The 11,504-nt window shown below is 69.1% G+C and carries 9 protein-coding genes, 1 tRNA gene and 3 pseudogenes; 1 reads left to right on the plus strand and 12 read right to left on the minus strand.

Features of this window, described 5'->3' with window-relative positions; translation table 11 throughout:
• Positions 1 to 182 precede the first annotated feature (182 nt).
• From B9N97_RS06870 to B9N97_RS06890, 5 genes are read right to left on the minus strand one after another with little or no spacing between them, the layout of a single operon-like run.
• Complete coding sequence (locus B9N97_RS06870) at positions 183 to 1,232, minus strand: ABC transporter ATP-binding protein (RefSeq protein ID WP_085084600.1); 1,050 nt, start codon at positions 1,230 to 1,232, stop codon at positions 183 to 185.
• 12 nt (positions 1,233 to 1,244) lie between these two features.
• A complete protein-coding gene (locus B9N97_RS06875; protein WP_085084602.1) occupies positions 1,245 to 2,048 on the minus strand; it encodes an ABC transporter permease in 804 nt (267 codons plus the stop codon).
• 6 nt (positions 2,049 to 2,054) lie between these two features.
• Entirely contained in the window at positions 2,055 to 2,942 is an 888-nt protein-coding gene (locus tag B9N97_RS06880; protein WP_348520075.1) for an ABC transporter permease, read from the minus strand.
• Complete coding sequence (locus B9N97_RS06885; protein ID WP_085084607.1) at positions 2,939 to 3,955, minus strand: ABC transporter substrate-binding protein; 1,017 nt, start codon at positions 3,953 to 3,955, stop codon at positions 2,939 to 2,941. The genes B9N97_RS06880 and B9N97_RS06885 overlap by 4 nt, the downstream gene beginning before the upstream one ends.
• Before the next feature lie 29 nt (positions 3,956 to 3,984).
• Positions 3,985 to 5,037: a LacI family DNA-binding transcriptional regulator gene (locus B9N97_RS06890; RefSeq protein WP_244560584.1), complete on the minus strand. Its 1,053-nt coding sequence runs from the start codon at positions 5,035 to 5,037 to the stop codon at positions 3,985 to 3,987.
• A 274-nt stretch (positions 5,038 to 5,311) separates the two neighbouring features.
• Here B9N97_RS06890 and B9N97_RS06895 point away from each other — a divergent pair.
• Positions 5,312 to 5,388 (plus strand) — tRNA-Arg (locus B9N97_RS06895).
• A 65-nt stretch (positions 5,389 to 5,453) separates the two neighbouring features.
• Here B9N97_RS06895 and B9N97_RS06900 read toward each other — a convergent pair.
• The 7 genes and pseudogenes from B9N97_RS06900 to B9N97_RS36965 form a co-directional block, all read right to left on the minus strand.
• Positions 5,454 to 6,272 (minus strand): formate/nitrite transporter family protein, encoded by an 819-nt coding sequence (locus tag B9N97_RS06900; protein ID WP_085084609.1) that lies wholly within the window; start codon positions 6,270 to 6,272, stop codon positions 5,454 to 5,456.
• Positions 6,273 to 6,419: 147 nt separating this feature from the next.
• Positions 6,420 to 6,752, minus strand: coding sequence for a hypothetical protein (locus B9N97_RS06905; RefSeq protein ID WP_085084611.1), 333 nt, complete (start codon positions 6,750 to 6,752; stop codon positions 6,420 to 6,422).
• A 109-nt stretch (positions 6,753 to 6,861) separates the two neighbouring features.
• A complete protein-coding gene (locus B9N97_RS06910; protein WP_085084613.1) occupies positions 6,862 to 9,690 on the minus strand; it encodes an EAL domain-containing protein in 2,829 nt (942 codons plus the stop codon).
• 199 nt (positions 9,691 to 9,889) lie between these two features.
• On the minus strand, positions 9,890 to 10,291 hold the full coding sequence (locus tag B9N97_RS35515; RefSeq protein WP_167393184.1) for an HD-GYP domain-containing protein: 402 nt from the start codon (positions 10,289 to 10,291) through the stop codon (positions 9,890 to 9,892).
• A gap of 2 nt (positions 10,292 to 10,293) precedes the next feature.
• Positions 10,294 to 10,557: pseudogene (locus tag B9N97_RS36955) on the minus strand (HD domain-containing protein); the annotation flags it as partial.
• 320 nt (positions 10,558 to 10,877) lie between these two features.
• A pseudogene (locus B9N97_RS36960) lies at positions 10,878 to 10,964 on the minus strand (MHYT domain-containing protein); the annotation flags it as partial.
• A gap of 41 nt (positions 10,965 to 11,005) precedes the next feature.
• Positions 11,006 to 11,362 (minus strand): annotated as a pseudogene (locus tag B9N97_RS36965) (MHYT domain-containing protein); the annotation flags it as partial.
• Between the last annotated feature and the right edge of the window lie 142 nt (positions 11,363 to 11,504).

The raw sequence follows: 11,504 nt of genomic DNA on the forward strand, positions 1-11,504 counted from the left end.
GCCTTGGGCTTAAGTGTTTGATTTCGAGGCGTATGCCCCCTCCCTAACCCTCCCCCGCTAACGCAGGAGAGGGAACTGCCGCCGCTTCGCAATCCGGTTCACTCGCACAAGCATCCTGCCCCCTCTCCCGCCGAAGGCGGGGGAGGGATGGGGAGGGGGCAAAGCGTTGCGATCGCCGAAACTCACGGCACCGCCAGCACCCGTGCCGGATCAACCCGCAGCCAAACCCGGTCGCCGCGCCCCAGTTCGCTCCGCCCCAGTGTGTCCACCGTCAGCGCCGGCCCGTCCGCCGGCTCCACCACCAGCCGGGTGCGGTCGCCCAGGAACACCGCGGCGGCGACGGTGCCGCCGAAATGCCCGTCGGCCTCCGATGCCAGCGCCAGATCCTCCGGCCGCACCAGCAGCTCGACCGCGCCGTCCGGCCCGCTCCAGGGCAGCGACGCCACGCCAATGCTCAGCATCCCGCCGCGCGCCAAACCGCCCAGCCGGTTCATCGTGCCGATGAAGTCGGCGACGAAACCATCCGCCGGCTGATAATAGATCTCGCGCGGCGTCCCGACCTGCGCCACCCGCCCCTTGGCCATCACCACGATGCGGTCGCCCAGCGCCATCGCCTCGCCCTGGTCGTGGGTGACATAGACGGCGGTGATGCCCAGCCCGCGCAGCAGCCGGTCGATCTCCAGCCGCAGGCTGTCGCGCAGCTTGGCGTCGAGCGCCGTCAGCGGCTCGTCCAGCAGCAGCACGCGCGGGCGCACCACCAGCGCGCGGGCCAGCGCCACCCGCTGCCGCTGCCCGCCGGACAGCTGGTCGATCCGCCGCCCGGCGAACTCGCCGAGATGCATCAGGTCCAGCATCTCCTCCACCCGGCGGGCGCGCTCGGGCCGGGGCAGTTTGCGCACCTTCAGGCCATAGGCGACATTCTCCGCCACCGTCATGTTGGGGAACAGGGCATAGCTCTGGAACACCATGCCGACATTGCGCCGCTCGATGGGAAGCGCGGTGACGTCCTCCTCGCCGAACAGCACCCGGCCGCCCGGATCGGGGCTTTCCAGCCCGGCGATGATACGCAGCGTCGTGGTCTTGCCGCAGCCGCTGGGGCCCAGGAAGACGATGGTCTCGCCGCCGCGGATGGTCAGGTCCAGCGGCTCCAGCGCGCGGGCGCCGCCGGCGAAGGTCTTGCCGCAGCGCTCCAGGCGGATCGGCACGGCGTCGAGGTGGAAGCTGTCGGGCATCTGGGGAAGGCCTCAAACGGACGGACGGCCGCGCTTTGCCAGACCCTGCAGCAGGATCAGGCTGGGCACGATCATCACGAAGAAGACGAGGGTGTAGGCGCTGCCGATCTCGATCCGCAGCGAGGCATAGCTGTCGGCCAACCCGACCGGCAGCGTCTTGGTCAGCGGCGTGTGCAGCAGCCAGGTCAGGTTGAACTCGCCCACCGACAGGGTCAGCACCATCAGCGACCCGGCCAGGATGCCGGAGCGGCAATTGGGCAGCACCACGGTGAAGAAGCGGCGCAGGAAGCCGGCGCCGAGGCTGGCCGCCCCCTCCTCCAGCGTCGTCAGGTCGATGGCGCCCATCACCGCCAGCACGGCGCGGACCATGAAGGGCAGGGTGAACAGCACATGGCCGATCAGGATGAACAGCCAGCTGCTGCGCAGATCGCCGACACCGCCATAAGTGACGATCAGCGCCAGCGCGGTGGCGAGGCCGGGGATGGCGACCGGCATCATCAGCATCTCCTCGACCATCCGGGCGAAGCGGCCGGGCCGCCGCGCCAGCGCATAGGCCGCCGGCACGCCCAGCAGCAGCGTGCAGGCCAGACAGGCGAAGGCGATCTGCAAGGACAGCAGGATGGTGCCGGAATAGACCCGCAGCACCTCATCGACCCAGCGCAGGGTCAGGCCGCTCTTCAAGCCGACGAAATAGTTGGCGGTCAGCCCGGCCAGCATCGACATCACCATCGGCACGGTCAGCAGCGCGCAGACCAGCAGGGTGAAGCCCAACTGCAGCCAGAACCCCCAGCCCCGGCGATTCGAGAGACTCTGCATCGTCCGTCACCCCGCCGCCGCGACGGAGGTGCCGGCGACGCTGCGCGCGACTGCCAAAGCCGCCCAGGTGATGACGCCGAGCAGGACGCTGAGCGTCGCCGCCGCCGCGATGTTCGCCTGCAGCGTAAATTCCGTATAGATCGTCATCGGCAACACATTGATCCGGGTGGCGAGCGTGAAGGCGGTGCCGAACGCGCCCATCGAGGTCGCGAAGCACAGGGCGCCGGCCGAGATCAGCGCCGGTTTCAGCGCCGGCAGGATCACGTCGGCGACCACCCGCCAGGGGGCCGCCCCCAGCGAGCGCGCCGCTTCCTCCAGCCGGGGATCCAGCTTCTCCGCCGCCGCCATCACCGTCAGGATCACGCGCGGGATCGAGAAATAGACGTAGCCCAGGAACAGCCCGGCCATCGAATAGGCGAAGACCAGCTTCCCCCCGGTCAGCGCCTGGGTGATGGTGCCGATCAACCCCTGGCGCCCGGCGAGCATGATGACCATGAAGCCGATCACCACGCCGGGAAAGGCCAGCGGGAAGGTCAGCAGCGCCACCAGCAGGGCATGGCCGGGAAAGCGGTGCCGCACCAGGAACAGCCCGGCGACGGTGGACACCGCCAGCGTCACCAGGGTCACCCCCGCCGACAGCGCCAGCGTGGAGATCAGGCTGTCGAAATGGCCGGGATCGGCCAGCGTGGTCACATAGGCGCTCCACCCCTCCGCCCCGCCGGCGCCGATCAGGATCAGGCGGACCAGCGGCAGCAGGAAGAAGGCCGCGAACACCGCTGCCGCCGGCGCCAGCAGGGCCGCCAGCCGCAGCGGCTCGCCCATCCACCCCGGCCCGGCCGGCGGACGCGCCGCCGGCCGGTGGGGGAGGGGAGCGTCCTGCACGCAGGCGCTCACTTCACCTCCGCCTGATAGCGGTCCATGAAGCCCTTCTGCGCCTCGGCCATGCGCACCATGTCCACCGGCTTGGCGCGGGCGTAATCGGCGGCCGGCAGGAACTTGGCGGCGGTTTCCGGCGACATCGCCTCGGCCCGGACCGGGCGCATGAAGGCGTTGGCCCACAGGGTCTGACCCTTGTCCGACAGGACATAGTCCAGCACCTTCCTGCCGTTCTCCGGGTTCGGGCCGTTCTTGACCAGCGCCATCACATAGGGGACCGACACCGTGCCTTCCTTCGGGATGACGAAGGCGACCGGCGCCTTGTCGGTGTATTTGGCGCGGTAGGCGTTGAAGTCGTAATCGATCAGGATCGGAATCTCGCCCGACAGCACGCGGGCGTAGGAGGTCTGCTTCGGCACGATGGGCTGGTTCTTCTGCAGGTCCTTGAACCAGCCGATGGCCTTGTCGAAGCTGCCGTAATCGCCGCCCAGCGCCTGGTTGACCGCCACCGCGCCGACATAGCCGACGGCGGCGCTGGTCGGGTCGAGATAGCCGACCATGCCCGAATAGTCGGGCTTCAACAGGTCGGCCCAGCTCTGCGGCACCGGCTTGCCGCCCAGCGCCTCGGTGTTGACGAAGAAGCCCAGCGTGCCGCTGTGGATGGCGAACCAGTTGCCGTCGGCGTCCTTCATCCCGTCGGGGATTTCGGCCCAGCCCGCCGGCTTGTAGGGGGTGACGACGCCGGCCGCCTTCGCCTGGATGCCGACCGGCCCGCCGAGATAGACGACGTCGGCCACCGGCTTGTCCTTTTCCGCCAGCATGGCGGCGAGCGACTGGCCGGAATTCTTGTTGTCGAACGGTACGGCGATGCCGAGATCGGCCTTGATCGCCTTCAGCTGGGACGCCCAGTCGGCCCATTCCGGCGGGCAGTTGTAGCAGATGGCGGTCTGCTCCGCCGCCACGGCGGGAGCGGCCGTGGCGGTGAGGGCGGCAGCCAGGGCGGCGGCACCAAAAAGGAACGGCTTGAACATGATGGCGTGTGTCTCCGTTCGGAAAGCGCTTAGGTCGATTCTGACGGTGCGGCCCCGAGCGATTCGCCCGGACGCAGGGTGAAGGGCATCATCACGGCGCGGCCTTGCAGCTCGCCGGAAAAGCCGGTGCGCAGACATTCGAAGGCGGTGGCGCCCATGGCGCGGGCCGGCTGCACCAGGGTGGCGAGGCTGGGCGCCATCAGCCGTCCGACCTCGATCCCGTCGAATCCGCAGACCGACACGTCGTCGGGCACCCTCAGGCCGAGGTCGCGCAGCGCCCGGATGGTGGCGAGCGCCAGCATGTCGTTGGAGGCGAACAGCGCGGTCGGCCGCTCCGGCCCCTCGAAATGGGGAGTCAGCCGGTGGGCCAGCCGCAATTCGTTGAAATCGACCTCCACCACCGGTCCCGGCGGCAGCCCGGCATCGGCCAGCGCCGCCTGCCAGCCGGCATGGCGCCGGCGCGAGCGGTCGGACTGGCGGAAGCGCCCGGCGATCATGCCGATGCGCCGGTGGCCCAGCGCTGCCATCCGCTCCACCACCGCGCGGGAGGCGGCGACATTGTCGACCGACACATGTGCACGCGGCGCCCGTTCCGGCTGGTTGTATGCCAGCACATAGGGCAGCCGCACCTCGTCCAGCGTGTCGAGCGAACCGCTGCGGTCGGCATCGGCGACGGTCAGCACCAGCCCCTCGACCCGGTTGGACAGCAGCCCTTCGATGGCGCGCGATTCGCGGGCCGGATCATAGTCGGTGGAGGCGATCAGCACGCTGTATCCGACCTCCGCCGCCGCATCCTGGATGCCGGCGACGCTTTCGGCGAAGACGGGATTGGTCAGCGACGGCACCAGCACGCCGACGGTGCGGGTGCGCGCCGCCTTCAGATTGCGGCCGATGGTGCTGGGCCGGAAGGACAGGTCGGAGGCGGCGGCGCGCACCTTCTCCATGGTCTCCGGCGTGGCGTTGCCGCTGCCGTTGAGGACGCGCGACACGGTGGCGATCGACACCCCGGCCCGCGCCGCCACATCGCGGATCGTCGCCACGCGGTCCAGTGCCACCCGATCCATGGCCCGCCTGTCCGTCATCCCGCCATCCATCTGCCGCCCATCATCCCTGTTCCCGCACCCGTCGATCCGGTGCGGGTGCAGAGTGGCGACGGCGTGTTGCAATCGCGTGACGCCGTGAAAACGGTTTCGTGAAGAATGGAAACGTTTCCATCCGCCCTTGCGGCGGGAGCGCGGCCCTGCGAAGGCAGCGGTCATGGGGTTGGAAGCGGCCTCTGCAAGCCGCCGAAAAAACAGCGATTTTAGTGTTTGCGTCCCCGCAAGCCTTGGGCTATGTTGCGCCTCCACCAGCGATGGACCCGTAGCTCAGCTGGATAGAGCGCTGCCCTCCGAAGGCAGAGGTCATGAGTTCGAATCTCGTCGGGTCCGCCACGAATTCAAGGGCTTAGCCGTTTTAGCGGCTAGGTCCTTTTCGTTTCGGTACTCCTCATCCCCCCTCACTGGTCCTGCCGCACCTGCGCGTGGTTGATCAGCGCCACCATTCCGACTCCGCCCAGCACGTTGCCGATCAGCGACGGCAGCAGGAAGCCGAAGGCGTAGCGGTCCCAGCCGATCTCGCCGGACATGGCGGCGAAGGACACCTCGACCGAGCCGGCGATGACGTGGGCGAACTTGCCCAGCGCGATCAGCCAGGTCAGGGCGACGATCACGAAAAAGCGCGCCTGCCCGACCGACGGCGTGATCCACACCAGCAGCGCGATCAGCCAGCCGGCCAGAATCCCGTGCAGCAGCGTCGTCGTGAATCCCGACCGCGCCGCCGTCGTGCCCAGCTCCACGAAGGCGGCGTGCATCGGCGGGGCGAAGGCATCCGTCCCGATGGCGAAGGCGGAGAACAGCAGGGTGCCGACGATGTTCGCGGCGAAGACCAACCCCCACAGCCGCGCCACCCGCAGAAGCGTTCCCGTCGACCAGCGGTGCAGCAGGGGCAGGATCACGGTCAGCGTGTTCTCGGTGAACAGCTGCTGCCGCCCCAGGATGACGATCAGGAAGCCGAAGCAATAGCCGAAGCTGGCGATCAGCGGCCGCCAGGGCTCGTCCGGCAGATGGGTCGTCATCAGCGCCTCGCCCACCATCGAGAAGCCCATCGACAGCCCGGCCGCCAGACCCGACCACAGCAGGGAGGAGGTCGGGCGCTTCAGCTCCTCCTGCCCTTCCAGGCGGATGGCCTCGTGCAGGATCAGCGCCGGCGGGTTGGAGCGTTCCTTGACCTCGTCCCGCTCGTCCTGGTTCAGACGGGTATCGCTGGCGTCGGGCACGGGCGGAGCCTCCGATGAAGGGTTGGCAAAAGAGAAAAGGGAACGTCCCGCAGGGCGTTCCCTTCCACAGTCGTTACGGGATCGGGCGGGAGACCGCCCATGCGGTCGGCAAACCGGTCAATCTCACACCGGTCAATCTCACACCGATCAATGGCGCGCCGCCTTGTGGTCGCCATGCTCCCGCTTCTCGGCGGTGTCGCGGCCGATCAGCTTGTTGAAGTTGGAGCCCTCCTCGTAGAGCAGCGCCAGTTTGGAATCCTCGAACTGCCGGAAGAACTCGTTCCAGTCGATTTCCTCCAGCTCGCCATGGTCGGACTGTCGGGCTTTGGGGAACATCAGGCGCAGCAGGCCGACGCCGGTCTTGCGGCTTTTGCCGCCGCCATGCGCCTCGTCATGGGTGCTGCGGACGACGGCCGGCTTGCCGCCGTGGCTTTCGGCCCAGCGGCGGATCTCGTCGTGGTCGGTGGTGGTCTTGGCCATGTGGTCCTCCGGGTCTTTGTCCTGGCAGGATGCGTTCCCGTACCAGAACAGCCGCCACCGGAAGGCGTTGCGGTCCGCCTGTACTCGCAAGCGGCTAAGCCGACCTTTCTCAGCCGCCGTCCCGCAGCCGCGCGATCAGCGCCGGCACCTCCGCCGCCGGGACCGGACGCGAGAACAGATAGCCCTGCGCCTCGTGGCAGCCCAGCCGGCGGACGCTGTCGAGCTGGGATTGCTCCTCCACCCCCTCGGCGGTGATGACGATGCCCAGGTTGCGGCCCATGCCGGCCACCGCCTGCACCACGGCGGTGGAGCCGTCGCAGCGCGGCAGGTCGGCGACGAAGCTGCGGTCGATCTTCACCTTGTCGAAACGGAAGCGGCAGAGATAGCCCAGCGCCGAATAGCCGGTGCCGAAATCGTCCATGACGATCCGCGCGCCCAGCGCCCGCAATTCGCGCAGGGTGCCGAGATTGGCGTCGTCGTCCTGCAGCAGGACGGACTCGGTGATCTCCAACTCCAGCCGCTCCGGCGCCAGCCCGGTGTCGGCCAGCGCCTGGCGCACCGACTCCACCAGCCCCTTGTCGCGGAACTGGACGGAGGACACGTTGACGCTGACCCCGATGCCGTCGGGCCAGCGCGTCGCCTCGCGGCAGGCCTCGCGCAGCGCCCAGTCGCCGATCGGGCCGATCAGGCCGGTTTCCTCGGCGACGGGGATGAAGTCGGCCGGGCGGACCAGACCGCGGCCGGGGCGGCGCCAGCGGATCAGCGCCTCGAACCCGCGGATGCGGGACTCGCCGGTGCAGACCAGCGGCTGGTAATGCAGCTCGAACTCGGCCCTCCGCAGCGCCTCGTGCAGGCCCAGCTTCAGGTCGTGGAAGGCCTTCAGCCGCTCCGCCATCTCGGGCGCGAAGAAGCGGTGGGTGTTGCGGCCCTCGGCCTTGGCGCGGTAGAGCGCGATGTCGGCCGCCTTCAGCAGCGCGTCGGCCTCGGCGCCGTCGCGCCGGGACAGGGCGATGCCGATGCTGGTGCCGGTCCGGATCTGGGCGTCGTCGATGTCGAACGGCTCGGACAGCGCCGAGATGATGCAGCGGGCGAGGTCCTCCGCTTCCGCCGGTCCCCACAGGTTGGGCTGCAGGATGGCGAACTCGTCGCCGCCGAAGCGGGAAACCAGGTCGGCGGCGCCGATGCAGCCGCGCAGCCGGTCGGCCACCTGCCGCAGCAGCGTGTCGCCGGCATGATGGCCCAGCGTGTCGTTGACGGCCTTGAACTGGTCGAGGTCGATGTAATGGACCGCCATCACGCCTTCGTCGGGCGCTTCGCGCAGAGCCTGCTCCAGCCGCTCCAGGAAATAGAGCCGGTTGGACAGGCCGGTCAGCGAATCCAGCCGGGCGAGGCGGGCGATCTTCTCCTGCGCGGCGCGCCGCTCCTCCTCCACCCGCCGGCGTTCGGTGACGTTGCGGAAGAAGACGGACAGCCCCTCCGTGGTCGGGAAGGCGTGGATTTCCGTCCATTGGCCGAGCGCCGCGACGAATTCCTCGAAGACGACGGGAGTCTGGTCGGCCATCGCCTTGCGGAACAGGCTGCGGCTCTCGGTCTGCTGCGGGAAGACGTCGAAAAACCCGCCGCCCAGCCGGATGCCGCGGCCCTCATGGATGGCGGCGGCGGCCGGGTTGCGGTAGGTGATGCGCCAGTCGCGGTCGACGAACACCACGCTGTCGGTGGTGCTCTCCAGCACGCCGGACAACAGCGCGGTGGTCTCCTCCAGCGCCTGCCGTGCGAGTTGGGTGTCGGTGACGTCGCGGGAGATGGCAAGCAGCCGCTGCGGCTGTCCGTCCGCGCCGGGCAGGGGGCAGACGAGATTGTCCCACCATTTCGGCGTGCCCTTGGCCGTCGGGCAGAAGCCGAGGAAACGGCCGGTACCGCCCCGCTTCGCGATGTCGATCGCTTCGCGCAGCTGCGGCCGCCGCTCCTCCGGCCAGTTGTCCTCCCAGGGCTGGTCCATTATGCAATTGGAGCTGTCCAGTTCCATCAACTGGACGCCGGGGATGTTCATGAAGGTCAGCCGCCCCTCCATGTCCAGCACCTTCACGCATTCCGGGCTGTTGTCCAGGATCTGGCGGGAGAAGGACTCGCTCTCGCGCAGGGCGTCTTCGGCGGTCCGGCGTTCGTGGATGTCCTCGTCGGTGCCGTGCCACTGGAGGATGTGTCCCTCCGCGTCGCGCTGGGCGGCGGCGCGGCGGCGGAACCAGCGATGGGCCTCGCCGCCGGGACCATTGTTGCCGGCGACGCGCAGGCGCAGGTCGATCTCCAGCGCGGCGCCGTTGGTCAGGCTGAAGGTCCAGGCGGCATCGAAGGGCGCGCGGTCGTCGGGGTGGAGCGCCGCGATCCAGCCCTGCGGCGTCGCGACGTCGCCCTCGCCGAGGCCGGTGCGCTCACGCCAGCGCCGGGTGGTGCGCGGCATGCCGTCCGGGGTGCTGTACCACGGGTACAGGTCGCTCAGCTCCAGCGTGTGGCGGTGCAGGTCCTTGAAATGGCGCAGCTCGGCCTCGCACCGCTGCAGCGCGGTCCGGTCCTCCACGATGCAGAGCAGGGCGTCCCCGTCCTCTTCGTTGTGGGGATGCAGGCTGGCGACCAGCGCCCGCCCCGGACCGGCGAGGGGACCGGTCAGGGCGATGTCCTCCACCACCGTGCCGGTCAGGGCCAGCGATGCGGCGGCCAGCAGCGCATCCTCCGCCTCGGGCCAGACATCGGTGAAGGGCAGCCCCGTCGCGGCGGTCGAGGGAAGCCCTGCCAGCGCCCCCATGCGCCGGTTCATCCGCAGGCAGCGGAGCTGGCGGTCGAGGACCGCAATCCCGACCGGGATCGCGTCGTGGAGCGCGTTGATCCGCGCGGGCTTGCGGTCCGGGAGCCAGTCGAACTCGGCGGTCAGGGTTTGGTGCATTGTCCCGGATCGATAAGGATGGCGATGTCCGGCGTGAAGATGGCCGGATCACACGCTTATTCCTGTATCGCCGAAGAAAAAGTTAATGGCGCATCGTGGTTGTTGCCAATCCCGCCGCGGCAATGTTGAGCCGTTTCAAGAACATCGCCGGCCGGGACCGGCTGTTTTCAAGGAAATCCATCGGGGAAAACCCCGATACTCACTCGGCTGCGCCCGACTGTGACAAAAGCTGCGGTTCGGCCTCCTCGTCGATGAAGCGGTCGCGGATCTCCAGCATGGCGTCGAGGCGGCCGAGGAAGACCTCCACCAGCTCCGGATCGAAATGGCGCCCGGACTGCTCGCGCATGTGGGCGACGACGGACTCCAGCGGCCAGGGCTCCTTGTAGGGGCGGGCGGACAGCAGGGCGTCGAACACGTCGGCGATGGCGACGATGCGGCCGGACAGCGGGATCTCGGTGCCGCGCAGGCCGGCGGGATAGCCGGTTCCGTCCCATTTCTCGTGGTGGGTCCCGGCGATCTCGGCGGCAAGGTCGAGCAGGGCAGTCCGCTGCCGCCCAGCAGCCGCTGCCCGATGACCGCATGCTGGCGCATGGTCATCCATTCCTGGGCGTCGAGCCGGCCGGCCTTCAGCAGCACATGGTCGGGGATGCCGATCTTGCCGATGTCGTGCAGGGGCGCCGCCTCCAGCAGCTGCGCGGCGAATCCGGGCGCGCAGCCGGCCGACAAGGCCAGATGATGGGCGATCTGCGCCATGCGCGCGACATGCTGGCCGGTCTCGTTGTCGCGGAACTCCCCGGCGCTGCACAGGCGGCGGATGATCTCGCGCTGGGTCGCTTCCAGCTGCAGGCGGGTGGCCTGCAATTCCATGTTGGCGATGCGCAGGGCGCTGGCCTCATGCGCGGCGGCGGCGGAAAGCCTGCGGTCGGCGGTGGCGGACACCAGCGCCAGCAGCAGCAGGCCGAAGCTGCCGATCGCCACCGCGGCGGCCAGCGGCCCGCTGGACACCCCTCCGCCAGCGTGCCGTCCGCCGGCATCAGCATGGGGTCGACCTGCACCACCAGGGCGGCCATGCCGGTGTAATGCATCCCGCAGACGGCGACCGCCATCACCAGGGCGGCGAGCGCGCGTTCGCGCAGGCGGTGGTGGATGCGGGTGGACAGCCAAAGCCCAGCGGTCGCCGCTGCCACGGCGATGGCGACCGACAGGCACCACAGGACCGGCTGGTAGGCGATGCGGGCCGGCAGCACCATCGCCGCCATGCCGAGATAATGCATCGCCGCACCCCCAGCCCGACGATGACGCCGGCCGCGGCGATCGCCGCAAACGACCGGCGGCTCTGGATGATGCGGAAGCCGGTGGCGACGAAGGCGACCGACGTCACCAGCGACAGCAGGGTGATCGCCGGGTCATAGGTGACGGGAGTGTCGATGGTCAGCGCCAGCATGGCGATGAAGTGCATCGCCCAGATGCCGCCGCCCAGCGCCGCCGCGGCGCAGCCCTGCCACATGATGCGGGCGATCCCGGCGGTCCGGTGCATCCGCTCCGCCATGTCGAGCGCGGAGTATGAGGCGAAGGCGGCGACGGCATAGGACAGCGCCACCAGCCAATGGTCGTGGGAGAATGGCAGGCCGGACGCCGACGTGAAACAAAGCCCGGCCAGTTCGATCGACATCCCACCACTCTCCTGCAACACCCGACCGCCGGTCTTCTGATTGGCCTGTTCCGCCGGTCGGGTTTCAAGAAGGGGAACCCCGACCGCGACAGTCGGGCACCGGTCGGCATCCGGCAACGTCCGGCACTTAGCTAAAAAGCTA

The organism is Azospirillum oryzae, assembly GCF_900177515.1.
GTDB classification, from domain to species: Bacteria; Pseudomonadota; Alphaproteobacteria; order Azospirillales; family Azospirillaceae; genus Azospirillum; species Azospirillum oryzae_A.

Bases quoted from the DNA above. Each gene is read 5' to 3' on its own strand.
- B9N97_RS06875 (WP_085084602.1), bottom strand. From the start codon at position 2,048: ATGCAGAGTCTCTCGAATCGCCGGGGCTGGGGGTTCTGGCTGCAGTTG.
- B9N97_RS06885 (WP_085084607.1), bottom strand. From the start codon at position 3,955: ATGTTCAAGCCGTTCCTTTTTGGTGCCGCCGCCCTGGCTGCCGCCCTC.
- B9N97_RS35515 (WP_167393184.1), bottom strand. From the start codon at position 10,291: ATGGATGACCATGCGCCAGCATGCGGTCATCGGGCAGCGGCTGCTGGG.
- B9N97_RS06910 (WP_085084613.1), bottom strand. From the start codon at position 9,690: ATGCACCAAACCCTGACCGCCGAGTTCGACTGGCTCCCGGACCGCAAG.
- B9N97_RS06870 (WP_085084600.1), bottom strand. From the start codon at position 1,232: ATGCCCGACAGCTTCCACCTCGACGCCGTGCCGATCCGCCTGGAGCGC.
- B9N97_RS06905 (WP_085084611.1), bottom strand. From the start codon at position 6,752: ATGGCCAAGACCACCACCGACCACGACGAGATCCGCCGCTGGGCCGAA.
- B9N97_RS06890 (WP_244560584.1), bottom strand. From the start codon at position 5,037: ATGACGGACAGGCGGGCCATGGATCGGGTGGCACTGGACCGCGTGGCG.